We start from the raw sequence: 16459 nt of genomic DNA, 5'->3' as shown, positions 1-16459 counted from the left end.
CTCTATATATTAAAAATATACCTAATTTTAGGTATATTTTATAAATATCAAGAGTTTTCGACAAAATTAAAGATAATAGTTATTAAAATATAAAATTAATCATTTATAATTAAATTGATATTTTTGCACTACATACTGCCTACAAATTTTAAAAAGAAAGTAGATATATTTATAAAGAATATTATAAAAATTTATATTCCAAAACTACTATTAATATGACCCCTAATAAAAATATTCTTATTTTTATTAAATCCTACTTTAAAACAATTATTTCATTACTAATAATTTCAATAATAACTTATAGACAGTGTGTAATACAAAAATAAACAACAAAATTATTTAATCAACTCACATAAAAGCTAGTGTGCCATAGCTAAGATATATGATCAATAATAATAAATATTAAAATCCTTTAACCATAACACGGAAAAAGTTTAAAATCTTAATGATAACAAAAATACCAAATGGAATTAAAATAATTCACGCATCACCTAAAAAGGTCATTAATTGTGGTAATACAGCATAAATTGCTTCTTTAACTTTCATCATAGCTTGTCCTAAACCACTTCAAATAGAACCCATTCCATCTGAAATAGTAGGCTTATCACCAACTGCTAAAAAATTAATTGCTGTTGTTAAATACATACATAACACTATTTATTTTCCTCCTTATTTTTAATTTCTTTTTTATCTTTTTTCTTTCCTTGAATTTGACGAATTTTTTGATAAATTGATAAACCAATTCAAGCAAAAATACCTAATATAATAACAACACTAAAAATTGTCGTTAATCAAACTGGCATAACTTATTCCTCCTAAAAATCTAATTTTCGCGGCACGCTTCGCGTGTTCGCTACGCTCAAAATAAACTATATTGAATAAATTACCTCTAATAAATTACGCGGATAATTTATTCATCTTCTTTTTCATTATTAATTACAATATTATTTACCGTATTAATAACATTATCTTTTCCATACTTAGTTACTAAGGACCGTAAAATAAAATAATGTTTTCTTTCCATTAAAAAATCAACTCCTTTCTGAGTTGATTTGTTGCACTTCACCTACACGATGCCTAACTATGAACCTTATACCAAAGATATCTGAGATGCTAATACAGCACAGCCATTAATAACTAAAATTACAGCACCAGCACAATGTAAGAATAAAAATAATGATACTATTAATTTATTTGATGATAAATTTAATTATGCTTATTATGAAATAGAAATTGATTTAAGACAAGTTGATCCAACAATTCAAAGTATTGATAAATTTATTAGTTCATATAAAACTATTGAAATAAGTAATCTTAATAATTTACAAGTTGAATGTGTACCACCAGAAATAGAAAAATTTATTTCAAAAAGATATTTTAATATAATATTTGGTGATAGAGATTGTAGGGGCGGGTACATTTCTTTAGCAAGAGATTTAAAATTACAACAAAAAGGTCTATTACAACAAGATAATGTTAATTTCCCAAATACTTTTACAATAGACACAAAAGAAATAACTAATGATATTAAAACGATTGCTACTTTTAAAACTAATGGTTTAATAAGCAGAGATTATTTTAGTCTTTATAATTATTTACAACAAAATTTTCTTAAATTATTAGTGCAAATAACAAAATTATCTGATAATGATAGCAATAAAATTACAGAATTATATTTACAGGTATATTATACTAATGAATTAAAATTAAAAATTAGATTTTCAAAAGTAGTATTAGGTAAATTTATTTTAGGTTTAGGAAATTACAAAATTTTTAATTATTTTGGTAATGATGAAGCTTTAGTAATAGATATTAACAATGAAAATGTATTTGGTATTAAAAATAATAGTAATAACCCTGTTAAAATAACAATTAAACCAAGATAAAATAAAAAGAGATTTAATATGATAATGTCAATTAAATTTCTTTTTCTATTCACCATTAACTTTTATATTACCTTTATTATCAATAATTAAATTAGGTTCTTGTGTAGTTAAATTTCAACGATAAACTGCTTTAAAATAATCATCATTTTTATTTCATTTTTGGCTTAAACCTATTTTTCCTTGTTTTTTGAATATATATAATTCTTTTTCTTTATTTATACAGATAATAAAATTATTATAATCTTCTATTAAACCTTTATTTTCTTTATGTTTAAATTTGACAATTTTTCAATCATCATTTTTATCACCACGTCATAATACATAATATCATTTATTATCAACCTCATTAAATGGTTTTTCTTGTGGTGCTATTCATTCTAAGTTGTTTTTAATAGTTTCATCTTTTGTATTTATTTTGTTTTTCTCTTTAAGTTCTTTTAATTCTTCGGGTGTATATTGATCATGTATTTTATTACAAGCAACTAAACTTGTTGTACTTGTTCCTATTAAAGTGATTGTTCCTATAAGACTTAATATTTTTTTCATTTGATTATTTCCTCTTTTATTATCAATTAAGTGATTCTACTGAAACAGTATAGTTAACATTTACATTATTAGTATAAACATTTTCATCAGCGGAAGTGATTTTTGCACTACTGTTAGTAATATTCTCAACGTTGATTTTTGTAATATCTAAGTCGGTATACATTTCTTTTAGTTTATTTTTAATTTGTTCTTTTGTTGGATTAGATAAATTTTCAGTTTTAAATTCACCTAAATTATTATTTTTAATAATTTTATTTAAATTAATATTAGATATAAATTTAACTATAACTTCACCACTTAAAATATCTTGTCTTTTATAACTTATTTTTGCATTTGTTGTTGTTATATCTCTAACTTCAAAATCATTTATATTATTTTCTAAATCTTTATTTAATTCTTTTATTTTATTTTTAATTTCTTGTTCTGTTGGTTTATCAACACCATTAATTCTAATTAATCCTAATTCAGTGTTTTTAAAAACTGATTTTACTGGCCGAGAATAATTAACATCTATTTCACCAGTATAAATGCTTGTATCGGTTGATTTAATTGTGGACCTATTTATAGAAAAACCTTTAAGATCAACTTTTGAAATATCTAATTGTGGATTAAAATGTTTTAATAAGTCTTTAACTATTTGTATTTCATTATAGCCATATTTTGTAAAATCTATTTCTCCCAAATTAGTATTTGTAATAACTTTGTTTAAAGGTATAGATTTATTAACTGTAAAATTAATTGTTTTTTTACCACTAAAACCAGTTATAGTGATTTCTGCACTATTTTCACTAATATTTATAACATTAATACTATTAATATTTACTTGGGGATTTAATTCATTTATTTTTTCTTTGATTTGTTGTTCTGTTGGCTTATCAGCTCCATTAGTTTTAAATATATGTTTAGTTTGATTATTTTGTGTATTTCTTTTATTTTTGGTCATATTTAAACCTGTTCAATTTAATTCAGATAAATCTTTAATATTATTATAATAAGGACAATCAGCAATTGTTGTTGATACAGCAGTTCCGCTAATTGTTAATACACTTAATAAACTTTGTAATGTTTTCATACTTGTATTTCTCCTTTTCTTAATCTTGAAGCCTTTTATCAAGATCTAATTGAATTATATATATATATATATATATAAGCAAGCAAAATATTATGAATTATTTTAAAAATTTATCTTGAAAAATAGCTCTTATGACGCGTTTTAAGGGATAAATTAGCAATGAAATATATTAAGTTTATTAAAAAAAAAATATATATATATTAATATTTATATTATATTAAATATTATTAAAATATAGATAAATGACTTTATAAATGATATAATTTATATGTAAGTCCTAAGTAATTACGGTTTCGGGTATCCGGATGACCTAATCGCATTGTAAATGCGGGTAACCTTAGGTATTTTTTTATTTTATTTGTTTAGTATTTTTATACATAAAGTATTGTATTTATAAACTATTGGTATATAATTAAATTACGTTTTAATCTTTTTCCATAAAAAAGAGTTTATGCTGACTTGTTAATCGAACAAGAATAAAAAAAGAGGAGTTTATAAAATGGCACTTACAAAAGAACAATTAATCGAACAAGGTTTAAGTGAAGAGATTGCTGAAAATATCTTAAATCAGTTTAATAATGAAGCAAAGCAAATCAGAGAAAGTGTGCAAAAACGCGAAGATGTTATATCAAAAAAAGACTTTATTAAATTATCTAATGAATTAGATGAATTAAAAGCATTTAAAAATGTTCCATCGACTAAAATTGAAGATATTAAAACTAATTTAAATAAAGTTAGTGGTAGTTCTTTAAGTAAAAAAATACAAACTTTAAAAGAATTAAAACCTGATTTGTTTGTTGAAGAACAACCATCAGTTTCACCAACTAATTTTATTAAAGAAATGATTGAAAATTCGGTTGAAAATAAAAATAATGAAATTGAAATTATTAAAGAAAAAGGAGCATATACTCCAGAAGAAATTAAAAAATTAACTGATTATACACTTAAAAACCTTAGATAATAGGGGGGTGAAATTATGGCAACAATTAATTTGCCACAAGTACCTTTTACATTACAAGGTAACACAACAGGTCAAAAAGCCTATGTTGATATGGTTAATGCTTTATTGCGTGGACCTTTATATAATGAATATGCAAGTATTATGCAGTATGCTACTGCAACCGCAGAACAAGTTGCTTGATTACCTAATGCAGGACAAGCACTATATAATTTAACTCATCGTGTGGTATGACAAGATGATTATTCATTACCAAATGGTGGAACAACTCAAACAATGGGATTAACAAGAATTCCAGTTCCGATTGATAAGAGATTTAATTTAAAATTAATGAGTGAGGCTTTTGACTTAGCATTAATAGAAAAAAATATTAAAAATGGTGTTATTGCTGATGCTATTTCTAGTGTTGTACAAAATAAATTTGTTAATTTAGAATGTGAATTAATTCAGGCTATTTATGATTATTGTTTAGCAGGTGGTCAATATGAAGTAATTCCATTTCGTAGTTATACAGCAGAAAATGCTGATGATGCAAATAAGGCATTCTTTACATTAAATGAAACTTTGATTGAATTAACTAATCAAATTAGTAATTTATATTTTGGATTACCAACAGATAAAATGTTTATGGTTTTAGGTCGTAGAGCCTATTTAGGATTAACACCTGCGTATTTAAAAGTAATTGGTTCACAAGCCCAATTAAAAGCAATGGTTAATGGTGAATTATATGAAAATACTGCAACGGGTATTCCTGTATCTAAAAGTTTTCATTTAGAAAAAACATATACAAAAGGACAAGTTAATCGTGATAAAGGTTATAATTTTACTAATGTAAATGGTTTAATTATTAATAAACAAGTATGAGCATATCCAATTAATATGGATGCTATTCAACAAGTTTTAGATAATGATACTGCTAACCATAAATGAATTGGTAAAGTACAATATGCAACACCAACTATTTTATATCCAAAAACATGTAAAATTATTTTAGAAAAAGCACCTACACAAGCAGAAATTAATACTGCTAAAAGTAATCTTAATAAAACATTTAGAGTTTCTGTTGATTATGTAATTCCATCATCAAATAAAATTGATATTAGTGGGATTAATAAATTAGATAAACCAACTATTCATGTTGACGATCCAACTCAAACAACAGCCGAACAATTAAAACCACAATTTAAAGCTGTCGTTTTAAAAGCAGTTAAAGCCATAGATAGTTCTTTAACTGAGAATGATTATGATTACTTTATTGAAGCTAAGGGTGAAGATTGACCAATTAATATTACAAATGATAAAACTGTTGAAGTTCAAATTGAGGGTAAAAACAATGCTACTGGTCAAACAAATCCAATTGAGGTAGTAATTAAAAATTCTTAATAAACAATGAACTTACTAATTTTACGAGTTTTAACTTTATTAGTATCTAATTTAGAAAATAAACCTTTAATAAGTAAATTTGTAAATTTAATTAATAGAGTTAATCAAGTTCAAAATAAAGTATTAAAACCAATTAATTATATTACTGATAAATATAATAAAATTACAAGTAAAGTTGAAGATATTTATCAGTGATTAAATCCATTTACTTATTTATATTTAATTAAAAAAGGTCATAAAAAAGAAATACAACAAATATTAAGTCAATTAGAAAAAGATAATAATATTAAAAATAGAGAACAATTTAAAAATGAAAATTATCTAAATACTAATTGACAACCTTTAAATAGTAGTTGACTTGATAGTGGTATGTTTAATATTACAAATAAGTTAACTTTAACAGGTAATTTAACTATTTTAATATATACAAAAAAAGCAAAACATCCGAAGTTTTATGGACCTCATGTTTATCCTAGTGTTCCAGTTGAAATATGAAAATTATTAAGTAATGCTGTATCTAATGCAGGGACTTTATTTTGGCGTTATTGATTAAGAAAATGATTACCTAGTCATTTAAGAAATTATATTAAAAAACAATTACCACAAGCATTAAAAGAAAAATATCCCAAAGGAACTACTAAATTAACATTACCAACAGTTCAAAAATTACAACAAATTAAAAAGTTTATTAATAATTTAAAGATTGGACATTTTAATTTTAATTTTGCTGGTGAAATTAATAATAAAAAATGATATCGTGAACGCCGAAGTGATGTTAAAAATATTAAGAATTTATATAAAACACCAGTTAAAAATATGTTTTACAAAGCTAATCAAACTATTAAAGCAATTAATAAAACCAAAAGAAAGGTTAATAGTTATAAACAAAATAATTTAAAAAATAAATATCGTAATCAATTAAGGGGTGTTTTATATGGAAAATAATTTAAGTAATTTGTTATTTATAACAGTTGAAGATGTTAAAGAAAGTAAACTTTGACAACCTATTAATGATCGTAAACAATCTGCTTATAATGATAATTTAATTTATAATGATATTTTAAAAACTAGTTTATGAATGGATAGATTATCAGGTGGAACAATTTCAGATAAAATTAATAAAAAAGATTTGTTTCCTTGAGTAAAAAAAGATAATACTGGTTTAATTGAATATGATAAATGATTAAGTTATATTCAATCTGCTTGTTTATTAGCAGTTATAAATTGATATTTACCAAAAGGAGTTAATGATTTAACTGGTAGTGCTTCATTTTCACAAGGTGTTGTAGCATATTCACAAACTAATGACCCCGAAGCAAATGAAAATATTACTCGTGATGTAAAAAATGCTTTAAAATTAGCAGGTGAAATTATTGATATTATATCTAGTAAAACAGTATCTAGACCTTATAATTATAGTTTAGATAATTATGCTCATCCATGAGAAGAAGAATATAAGCATATTAGTAAAAAAACTTTTTATCCAACATTATTATTTTGATTAAAAGAACGATTACAAACTGATAATTAAATAAATATTATTTATTCTTCTACTATTAATGACTTTTCTAAAATTGATTATAACGAATATATTAAACTTATTGTTCCGTTTGATAATGAAACGATTTATTATGAAAATAATGTCTGAAAAGCAAAACAAGGTGGTGAAATTCCATCAGATGTTATTAAAGATAGTGATTTAGATAAAAATTATATTGATAAGCAAAATAATAAATATATTGTCAAAACTTCACAATATATTATTCTTAAACAAGATAAATTAGCAAGTGTAATATCATATGGAAATAATCCAAGTGGTTGAATTACCATTCAATTATTTTCCAACGGTGAGTTTAAATTATCATCAATATCAAATAGTGTTAAAATTAAAGGATTGTTGTATATTGAAAGAAAAAAAGTAATTTAGAAAGGATTTTTAATTAATGAAACAAGATAAAACAACTTGATTAAAGGGTGCCTTACCTTGAAATTGATTTAAAAAAGACCCTATTCCGAATTATAATTGAACTCATAAAGATATTAGAGAATGAGAAAGAAAATATAAAATTCGTAGTTGAGTAGTTAGTTTTTATACATTGATATTTTTAGCATTAAATTTTTGATTAGAATATGGCATGATCAATGCAATAAAAGATAATATTAATTGATATAATTATGGTCAATATTGAGGTAATGGCATTGCTATTTTATTAACACCTTTATTTACACACGGAATTCAGGGTATATTTGTTGCTAGTAGTAAACCCAAAGTAGATATGAAAATTGATATTCCACGATTAAAAGTTTCTAAACTGGGATTAGTATTTACAATATTACCTTTAATTACTTTAATAATTTCTTTAATTATCATTTGAATTGATAAATCAAAATGAAAAAAAGACCATTTAAGACATTGCTTAGATTGTCGAATTAATTCTCGTGTTGTTCAACCAAGAATAGCAAGACAATGAAATAATTTGGATGGTATAACAGAAGAAATATTTAAAAATATGCAAGATGAATATACTAAAAAACAAGAAGAAAATAACAAAGAATTAAATTTAAAATAAACTATATATAGGGGCGGTTGATATTTTTGGGTGGTTATATAGTTTAATTTATAAATTATTTTGTTCTGAAAGAATGGATGGCCACTGTTTGAGTAAGGATAGGAAAGGAAATAAAGAAATGGAAATTAGTAATGAAATAGTAATTGCTTTACTTGTGTTAGCGGGTGCTGGTGGAATGGGTAGTCTTGGTATTCTTGGATTATCTGCTAAAAAAATTAAAAAATATAAAGCAGAAATTAGAGAATTAAGAACTGCTGTTATTGCCCACGAAAAACATTTACGAGGACCTGATTATGCAACAGAATTAGCATTAAAAACAGGTCAAATTAAAAATGTTAAAAAACAAGTTAAAGTAAACAACAAAAAACAAGCACAAAAAGATGCTATTAGACAACTAACAAATAGTATTTAAAAAATAACCAATTAAGGTTATTTTTTATTTGTTTTTAAGATAATTAAATTCTTTTCATCATATTTATTGATTAAATATTCTCAGTCTCAGGTTGAATTGTGATATCTACATCTTGTTTATCAATCCCAATTATATATTCACCACGAGGGTTTTTACAATGGCGATTACCTTGTTCAGATCGATAACATAAAATATATTTATTCATGTTTCTCATTGCCTTTATTGTGTGTTATATAAAAGTTAATAAGATATTCAATTCGTTGCGAATAAGTAAAGTTATTAAATTCATTTCAAACTTTTTCTTCATTTTTATTTAAGTAAATATTAACATTCCTAATTTTGCAAGAATAATACTTTCCTGTTTTTTGATTATATGAATGTTTCATAATATTAACTTTCATAATTAGCAATAATAATTGCATCTCGTAAATGATTACTTATTTTATCATTATTATATTTTCAACCTTTACCATATTGATAAGTTAAATTAGTATCTTTATCAAATTTTCATATACAACTATCATTATATTTACTTAAATTTTCCATATTTTTAACAACTGATTTAGTATGTTTAGGTGATACCCAATTATAACTAACTCAAGTATTTTCAATCGCACCCAGTAATCTTATTATGTAAAAAATAAAGGTGAACTTTTTCCAAAAGGATTAAATATTGAAGATTGTTTATATACATCTGCTAATGCTAGTAAAGATAGAGATGATTTATTAAGCTGAATATAAATATTCATCTATAAATTCATCAATAAATTTATAATGTTCTTTTCAATATTTACTAGTAAATTCATTTTGTTTAATTAATTTATTATTTTCATATATAACAATAGCAGTAGTACCAGTTCCTGATGGGTCAATACCTATTTTTATCATTATCTTAAAAATCTTTCTTTAAATTGATAATAAAAATCTTCGCTTTGTTTTCTAATTATAACTGGTGATAATTTTTCAACATTTAATTCTTCTTTTATTCAATTTTTACCTTTTGAAATAATATCTTGTTCTATTTTTGTATTTGTAATAAAATCTTTAATATTATTAAAATGCTCTTCCCTCATTCAATTTAGATTTAAATTATTAATTTGTTGCTTATTAGTTTCTTTAATAACTTGATTACTATTTTCTTTACTTATTTCAGTACTATCAGGGTCTAATTCATCAGTTGCTATACCAAATGTCTTACACAATCAATAACGAGCACCATAAGTTAAAGCACTACCAACTGCTTTTGCAATATCTGAATTTTGTGCTGATAAAATAATTCCTAATTCTAATTTTTCATCATTTTTATAAAGTGTTAATAATCCTTTTGAATAATAATTTACCATTTTATCATTATTAATAAATGTTGGTTCACCAACTGCTTGAATTGTATAAGTTATATGATGCTCTTTTAATTGTGGTTTTAAAGTTTGATACAAATCACTGTCTTACTTTTTTTTCGTTCTTTTTTGATAAATAAATAAAAACCCTAAATTTGATCTAGAATTGAATTGATATAACTAAAATCAGTATCTTCACTATAAAGTTTTAAAATTTCTAAACTTTCATCAATCACAATTGCTTTTGCTAAACCTTGATAATGAATTGCATAAACGCCATACACTAAAACAGCTTTATGATAATTACTTAGTCGTTCAAACTTTCATCCTGGTTTTAAATACTGATTAATAAGAGCAATAATTGTTGGTAAATTTTTCAAAATATTATAAATTTGTTCTGATTCAACATTAGTTGTTACAACTTGTGAAAAATCATAAGCCTCTTGTTTTGTTGTTAAAACATCATGTTTCAAAATAAAATGACGATATAACAAATTGATAATATTAATCCGTTCTTGGCGTTTTGACACGTGACATACTCCTTCTTAAATATAGTGATATAAACAAAATAAACTTCGTTTTTGTAACCGCGAATTATGACGATGACTATGAACGCCAAATAAATGATGTAACATTAAAATTGTTTCATCAGCTAAAAGATCGTTTGTTAAATCATCATTCTTTTCAATATGTTTTATTATATCACTTCAATGATATTGTTGTTGATTAATTATTTGAATATTATCATAACTTGTAGCATCTGTTAGTGTAAATGGTTCTTTGCTATTAACAACAACTAAATTAATGGTTGCTGTTCGTAAGAACTGTTTTACATTAATCATTTTCATCATCCGATTAATCATAAATTGTTGTGTAACAATTGGAGAAGTAATCAAAGTATTGTTTTGTTCTCATACCGAAGCAGCCATTGTTGTCTTAACTGGAGCAATTAATGCTTGCATTTTTAAAAAATAAAGATTTTTACGAGTTAAAATTAAGCGAGGAAAATAATATGTTATTTTACTAACATCATCATAAAAAGCAACATTTTTAAAATATCACATATAACTAACAGTTTTAACATACCGTTCAATAATTTTATCAAAATACCGATACTGTTCCAATTTTAATTCTTGTTTTCAATTTAACGCTGGTAATCCTAATTCCTGACGAATTTTTGTTAAATATTGTTGCTTCTTATGACTTAACATTATTTCCCTCCTTTCTCTTAAATTAAGTAAAAAAGAAACCTATGGTTTCTTACGATGTCAAAAATGACTAGTTCGTTTTTGATGTTGATAACGATATTGGATTTCATCTTCAGCAATTAACTGCTCAATTAAATAATCATTGTCTTTGCGCGTTAATGCTTCTTGATAATCAAAAGTTTTTTCATGAACACGAACATGAATACCATTAAGTAATAGTGGTGCTTTAATTTCTGCTAATTTTAAAAATCTAATTTCCTTTGGATATAAATATAATAATTTCCCATGTAATTTAACATTTCGTAATAATATAAAATCATTTTTAGTTTGGGAATTTGCCACATTGTCTTCAGTATAAACATTATAGCTAATAAAATGATTATAATCTTGTTCATTACCAGCAAAAAACATTTGATTTTTATGCATTCGATCAATACAAATAATTTTTCCATTATGCAAAAAATATAAATGTCCGGTTTTAATATCTCTTATCATTTCTCGTTACCTCCTGTTTCCTATTCTATCTCTCTTTTATTGCTAATTTTGGTTGATAGTTAACGAGTTGATAATTAATACGTTATTTTTTATCGCGTGCTTCTTGCATCAATTGTGCTTGCACTCGTAGCGATTCAATTAAAGCTTGGCGATTTTCTTTTACTTCTTCACGAATTCGTAACAATCGTTGAAATTCTTTTTGGCGTTTAATAAACTCTTCAATATTTCCTTTTGTGTTTTTATATTTAAGGACTTGTTTATCTAACAACTTGATTTCAGCATATTGCTTCTGGTTTAATAACATCACATGTTTTCGTAACAATGCTATTGATTTATTACGATTTTGTAAAATTTCCTCATTTAATTTTTCATCTTTTGTTTTAATTGTTCGTGATAAATTTATTGCTCGGTTAAAGTCAGCTAATTCCTGGGAAATTTGACGATTATAACCTTGTTCATATTGTTGGCGAACTTCCAACAAATACTGTAGCATTTTTTGTTCATAAACTAAACGTTGATCAACATTAGGTCGTTTCTTTTCATCATATTGATGATTATAATTTGTTGTTTTATAACGATCCTCATTTTCCAATTCTGCTTGCTCATTCGCAAAGGCCATTGTTGCATCTTGCCCTTTTTTGTTCTTTGCTTTTTGTGCTGCAGTTTCTTTTTTATTATTTTTTTGTTTTGTTTTCAAAACAAAGGTTGCTTTTAAGTGTTCTAATTGTGTTTGTTCTTCCACATTTAATTTATAAAAACGAGCCTTGTTTTCTAACCGTAAAATTAATCGTTCTTCCATTGATAATGGATCTTCAGCAGTCCGAATAATTTTAACTGGTGTTGGTTTTGGTGGTACAATATCTCTTGCCGCAAATTCATTTAAGTTAATTTCAACTTGATTTTGTTTGATTAAACGAACAAGAATTTCTTCATCCCCTTTTTCAATTTCAATTTTATCATCAGAATCAACAACAAAGTCAACAACTGATAACCCATTTCGTTTAATTTGCGAAATTTGTTGGGCTAAAATCGGACGTAAATCACGACTAATTGTTGTTATTTCTTCTGTTTCGTTCCGACGGATAATTGTTCTAGTTTCATCTGGTTCTGATCCTGTTGACCCTAATTTTGTTTTAACACGATCAACATCTAAACTATTCCAATTTGAGAAAGTATTAAACTCATCATTAATTAATTCACTGTCTTTTAACGGTGGTTTAATTAAATTAGTTGTTTTCAGAGGGGCATTTTTAGCAGACTTTTTTGTTCCATTCATAGTTTTATTAGTTCTTGGTTGATTTAATAGTGTTGAGATTAGAATGTCTTCCTGAACTGGCGGTTTCACTTTTGCTGCTGATTTTTTACTAGCTGCTTGTTTTGCTTTGTGATTGTTTAATCTTGCAAAAACTGGAATTTCTTTGTCAACACGATAACTATAATCAATAAATTTACTTTTATTTTTTTGTTCTTCTCAAGCATTATCTTTATCTTTTAAACGAATAACACCTTTCTTTTTAGTCCCAACTACCTCGGTTAAATATTTTTGTTTTAATGCTTGATACTCTGGGCTATTTTCATCTAACTGTCTTAATAAAATTTTAATTGTTGCTGGAGTTAGTTTTTTATCCATTAGTTCTGTTGCATCTCGTTCTGAATCAATAATGCTACCATAATCAGCACGAGTAACGACAACAGTATCTGTGTCTTTTTCTTTTGCCATTTTTTCTAGTCCTCTTTATTTACTTTCTAATTATTTTAATACATACATATATTATATAAAATTTTTGCAGTTTTTTAAATAGTTTTCGTAAAAAACCTTGCTTTTTTTATAAAAATATTTATAATATTATTTTATTATTTTTTAGACCCTATCACCGTGATTTTGGCCCTTTTTTGTAAATTAAACGGTACTTTTTTGGTTTTTTCATAGCAACTACTTGCTTAATTGGTTTTTCAATTTGGACAGGATGATATATTTCATATTCATTAGCTAATGCTTGTCCAATTTCACGCATTAGGATTGTGCCATAATTATCCTCTTCATAAGAAGGTCCTATTTTGTTATCTTTCTTAAAAAAGGATTTTGGAAAAGAATGCTTTGTTTCAACATCACTATTAAGCATTTTTTTATTTACTTTTGGTAACTTAACTGGTTTTGCTAATGTTGCTAAATATTCTTCTCGTTTTCGTAGTTCAATTAACCGTGCTTGTTGTAAGTCACGCAAAATTAATTCTTGTTGGTGGTGCAACTGTTGGGTTTGAACGTTTTGATTAACTTTTAATACTTGTAATAATTGTTGTTGTATTTCAGCATCCGCTTCTTGCGCTCAAAGTTCTTTTTCTTGCGCTCATTGCAGCGCAACATCTGGTCGTTTTTTAGGATCAATCCCACTTGAAGTAACAACTTCATCAAAATATTTTCGAATTAAGTCTGCTGTTGATAATGTTGCTTTCATTGTTATTCCCCACTTGTTTATTTCTTTTGCTGTTCCTTACCAGTTTTGTTTTCTCCTGAGTCAACTAAAAAACCATTAATAACCTTTTTTCCTTCTGCCAGATATTTATTAATTAAAATCTGTGGTATTGGTTTTGGTTTAACTTTTTCGCTGACGTAGTTTTTTTTGATACCGTGTTTCTTTGCGAATATTTTTTTGAATTAACTTTTCTTTTATTAATCGTTCATGATTGTGTTCTACTTGTCGTCGTTCAATTTCACGAATTTCTCGTGGATGATAACCGGCATAAGTATATTGGTTTTCTGCTAAATTTATTGTTAAATCAGGTGTTTTAGTTGGATCAGCATAATTAATTTAAGACCCCAAAATAATTTATTCGACCATTCTTTTTGAGTATATAATGTTAAATCAATCAAGCTTGCTTTTCAATTATCCCTTTTTTTATTTTAGCATTATCTAACGTTTCTTCTGGTTTTATTATTGTAACATCTAATTTTTTGATTCTTTTTTCTTCATAACTATTACCAAATTTTAGTTTTTTTAAATTAGGTCGTTTTTTATGGTCAACTGTTGAAACATATTTATATTCAACTGGTCCTGAAGAAACAGGTGTTATCTTACTTGCAGTACTTTCCTTTGCTACTCCATTCATTTGTGGTTCTGCTCAGTTTCGATTACTTGGCGCTGAAAATGAAGCAATCACCGAATTTGGCATTACTTTCGCAGCAGCAAATTTTGGTGAAACCTTTGGTTTTGGTTTAGCAATTGATTTAACAAACAATGGTCTAATTTGATTAGTAATTGCTGTATCTAAATAAAGATCTGTTTTAAAAATTGGTTTTCGTTTCGGATCTTCAGTAATGAAATTTCGAATATATTTACCACCAATTTGTTTCTTTGTTTTTCCTAAACTACGCGCTAAACTTTCTTGAACCATTTGATTTCGTTTTTTAATAACATTTTCTGGATCAATCATAACTTTTTCTTCATTCTCGTCATCTTTTGGCGAAGTAATTTCTTTCATATATTGTTTTCATTCTGACGGATGAGAATCACGACGAGATAATAATTCTAATTGATTTTTATTTAAATTCATTTGGTCCTTAATTTCATCAAGAGAGCGTGGTTTAAGGTCACTATTTACGCGCGAATAATCTTCTTCAGGATGATAGACACCACGTGCTCGATTCAAGTACGGATGCACATCGCGATTTGTAACATCACGGCGGGCTAATAATTCAATTTGATTTGAATTTAAACCTCAACTTTTTGCATGTTCTTTAACTTGGTTATTAAAAGTTTTTAAGGTTTCACTTGCATCTTCATCAGCATTTACCCTAATCATTTCCTCGCGCTTACTTTGAAAACGACCATATTGTTCATTCCGTTGGCGAATTAAACGTTGTTGATTTGGATTTAATTTGCTAATTAAATCTTCAACTTCCTTTGGTGATGATTCCTCTGGTTTCGTTTCAACCGTTAAATTGTCCGTATCTGTTTCAAAAGTAGTACTCATTGTTTCATTTGGTCCTACTTGTTTGTGTTTTTGATCAGTTGCTAATACATTAATATTATTATTTAAAAAACTTTCGCGTGGGGCAGCTAATTCTGATTCAATTTCTGCTTGTGATTCTTGATATCCTCTCACCACGCGTGCTGGAAACAAATCTTCGGAACGATATAATTTTCGTTTTGCTAGCAGATCTAATTGTCCGGGATTTATTCCCATTCCCATATTACTTTTTTTACTTGCTGTAGTTTTTGTTTTTGACTTTGATAATTTTTTAGTTATTGTTTTTTTAAAGTTAACATTTTCTCCAAGAACTGCTTTAATAAATTTTTCGTACTCTTTTTCATAACGTTCATCTCAATCAACTGTACCAGTTGCATTTAATGTTTGATATTCGGTCATTAATTTTAAATATGGTTCTGATTTTTTTCAAGCTTTTGTTAAAGCTTTAATAACAGTCGCTTCGTTAACATTCATTTTTAAATTGTTATTAACTTCTTGTAGTTGTTTTGTTTCATTTAATTTTTTCTTAGTCATCATCTTAACCTCAATTTTATTCATATCCCTAAGTAAAATGCTTTCCATAAAATTATATCATTTTTTTCTTGCTTTTCCTATCGATACTT

23 protein-coding genes are annotated in these 16459 nt (G+C 25.7%); 7 read left to right on the top strand and 16 right to left on the bottom strand.

Annotated elements, in window-relative coordinates; genetic code table 4:
* Positions 1-402 precede the first annotated feature (402 nt).
* The 3 genes from ACOBME_RS10435 to ACOBME_RS10425 form a co-directional block, all read right to left on the bottom strand.
* The gene (locus ACOBME_RS10435) at positions 403-654 is read right to left on the bottom strand and encodes a hypothetical protein (RefSeq protein WP_338963270.1); all 252 of its coding nucleotides are present in this window, start codon (positions 652-654) and stop codon (positions 403-405) included.
* Positions 654-803 carry a hypothetical protein gene (locus tag ACOBME_RS10430; RefSeq protein ID WP_338963269.1) on the bottom strand — a complete coding sequence of 50 codons (150 nt, stop codon included), beginning with the start codon at positions 801-803 and terminating at the stop codon, positions 654-656. Before ACOBME_RS10430 ends, ACOBME_RS10435 begins: the two co-directional genes overlap by 1 nt.
* A 107-nt stretch (positions 804-910) precedes the next feature.
* Positions 911-1066: a hypothetical protein gene (locus ACOBME_RS10425; RefSeq protein ID WP_338966611.1), complete on the bottom strand. Its 156-nt coding sequence runs from the start codon at positions 1064-1066 to the stop codon at positions 911-913.
* Positions 1067-1073: 7 nt separating this feature from the next.
* Between ACOBME_RS10425 and ACOBME_RS10420 the strand changes: the two genes are divergently transcribed.
* Complete coding sequence (locus ACOBME_RS10420; protein WP_338966204.1) at positions 1074-1886, top strand: hypothetical protein; 813 nt, start codon at positions 1074-1076, stop codon at positions 1884-1886.
* 45 nt (positions 1887-1931) lie between these two features.
* Here ACOBME_RS10420 and ACOBME_RS10415 read toward each other — a convergent pair whose 3' ends face one another.
* The gene (locus ACOBME_RS10415) at positions 1932-2432 is read right to left on the bottom strand and encodes a lipoprotein (protein WP_338966202.1); all 501 of its coding nucleotides are present in this window, start codon (positions 2430-2432) and stop codon (positions 1932-1934) included.
* A gap of 19 nt (positions 2433-2451) precedes the next feature.
* A complete protein-coding gene (locus ACOBME_RS10410; RefSeq protein WP_338966200.1) occupies positions 2452-3504 on the bottom strand; it encodes a hypothetical protein in 1053 nt (350 codons plus the stop codon).
* A 499-nt stretch (positions 3505-4003) separates the two neighbouring features.
* Between ACOBME_RS10410 and ACOBME_RS10405 the strand changes: the two genes are divergently transcribed.
* The 6 genes from ACOBME_RS10405 to ACOBME_RS10380 all read left to right on the top strand — a co-directional run bounded on the left by ACOBME_RS10405 (position 4004) and on the right by ACOBME_RS10380 (position 8827).
* Positions 4004-4465 (top strand): hypothetical protein, encoded by a 462-nt coding sequence (locus ACOBME_RS10405; protein WP_419335206.1) that lies wholly within the window; start codon positions 4004-4006, stop codon positions 4463-4465.
* Positions 4466-4480: 15 nt separating this feature from the next.
* The gene (locus ACOBME_RS10400) at positions 4481-5845 is read left to right on the top strand and encodes a hypothetical protein (protein ID WP_419335204.1); all 1365 of its coding nucleotides are present in this window, start codon (positions 4481-4483) and stop codon (positions 5843-5845) included.
* A gap of 6 nt (positions 5846-5851) precedes the next feature.
* Complete coding sequence (locus tag ACOBME_RS10395) at positions 5852-6790, top strand: hypothetical protein (RefSeq protein WP_338966192.1); 939 nt, start codon at positions 5852-5854, stop codon at positions 6788-6790.
* Positions 6780-7376, top strand: coding sequence for a hypothetical protein (locus ACOBME_RS10390; RefSeq protein WP_419335202.1), 597 nt, complete (start codon positions 6780-6782; stop codon positions 7374-7376). The genes ACOBME_RS10395 and ACOBME_RS10390 overlap by 11 nt, the downstream gene beginning before the upstream one ends.
* A 412-nt stretch (positions 7377-7788) precedes the next feature.
* Complete coding sequence (locus ACOBME_RS10385; RefSeq protein WP_338966186.1) at positions 7789-8415, top strand: hypothetical protein; 627 nt, start codon at positions 7789-7791, stop codon at positions 8413-8415.
* Positions 8416-8488: 73 nt separating this feature from the next.
* Positions 8489-8827, top strand: a complete 339-nt coding sequence (locus ACOBME_RS10380; protein WP_419335200.1) for a hypothetical protein — start codon at positions 8489-8491, stop codon at positions 8825-8827.
* Between the two features lie 70 nt (positions 8828-8897).
* On the opposite strand, the gene ACOBME_RS10375 is transcribed toward ACOBME_RS10380, so the two are convergent.
* The 11 genes from ACOBME_RS10375 to ACOBME_RS10325 form a co-directional block, all read right to left on the bottom strand.
* Positions 8898-9032: a hypothetical protein gene (locus tag ACOBME_RS10375; protein ID WP_338966180.1), complete on the bottom strand. Its 135-nt coding sequence runs from the start codon at positions 9030-9032 to the stop codon at positions 8898-8900.
* The gene (locus ACOBME_RS10370) at positions 9025-9228 is read right to left on the bottom strand and encodes a hypothetical protein (protein ID WP_419335198.1); all 204 of its coding nucleotides are present in this window, start codon (positions 9226-9228) and stop codon (positions 9025-9027) included. The genes ACOBME_RS10375 and ACOBME_RS10370 overlap by 8 nt, the downstream gene beginning before the upstream one ends.
* Complete coding sequence (locus ACOBME_RS10365) at positions 9218-9373, bottom strand: hypothetical protein (protein WP_338966178.1); 156 nt, start codon at positions 9371-9373, stop codon at positions 9218-9220. Before ACOBME_RS10365 ends, ACOBME_RS10370 begins: the two co-directional genes overlap by 11 nt.
* 180 nt (positions 9374-9553) lie before the next feature.
* A complete protein-coding gene (locus ACOBME_RS10360) occupies positions 9554-9715 on the bottom strand; it encodes a hypothetical protein (RefSeq protein ID WP_338966176.1) in 162 nt (53 codons plus the stop codon).
* Complete coding sequence (locus ACOBME_RS10355) at positions 9715-10263, bottom strand: ERF family protein (RefSeq protein ID WP_338966173.1); 549 nt, start codon at positions 10261-10263, stop codon at positions 9715-9717. The genes ACOBME_RS10360 and ACOBME_RS10355 overlap by 1 nt, the downstream gene beginning before the upstream one ends.
* 50 nt (positions 10264-10313) lie before the next feature.
* A complete protein-coding gene (locus ACOBME_RS10350) occupies positions 10314-10694 on the bottom strand; it encodes a transcription antitermination factor NusB (protein ID WP_338966171.1) in 381 nt (126 codons plus the stop codon).
* A gap of 15 nt (positions 10695-10709) precedes the next feature.
* A complete protein-coding gene (locus ACOBME_RS10345) occupies positions 10710-11375 on the bottom strand; it encodes a hypothetical protein (protein ID WP_338966168.1) in 666 nt (221 codons plus the stop codon).
* A gap of 39 nt (positions 11376-11414) precedes the next feature.
* On the bottom strand, positions 11415-11867 hold the full coding sequence (locus ACOBME_RS10340; RefSeq protein ID WP_338966165.1) for a hypothetical protein: 453 nt from the start codon (positions 11865-11867) through the stop codon (positions 11415-11417).
* Between the two features lie 82 nt (positions 11868-11949).
* Positions 11950-13587: a hypothetical protein gene (locus ACOBME_RS10335; protein WP_338966162.1), complete on the bottom strand. Its 1638-nt coding sequence runs from the start codon at positions 13585-13587 to the stop codon at positions 11950-11952.
* Positions 13588-13735: 148 nt separating this feature from the next.
* Positions 13736-14323, bottom strand: coding sequence for a hypothetical protein (locus tag ACOBME_RS10330; RefSeq protein WP_338966159.1), 588 nt, complete (start codon positions 14321-14323; stop codon positions 13736-13738).
* Between the two features lie 403 nt (positions 14324-14726).
* A complete protein-coding gene (locus ACOBME_RS10325; RefSeq protein ID WP_338966156.1) occupies positions 14727-16394 on the bottom strand; it encodes a hypothetical protein in 1668 nt (555 codons plus the stop codon).
* Between the last annotated feature and the right edge of the window lie 65 nt (positions 16395-16459).

Source organism: Spiroplasma endosymbiont of Sarcophaga variegata (assembly GCF_965178695.1).
In the GTDB taxonomy this organism is placed as follows: domain Bacteria; phylum Bacillota_I; class Bacilli_A; order Mycoplasmatales; family Mycoplasmataceae; genus Spiroplasma; species Spiroplasma poulsonii.
This window is presented reverse-complemented; position numbering and strand designations above follow the sequence as displayed.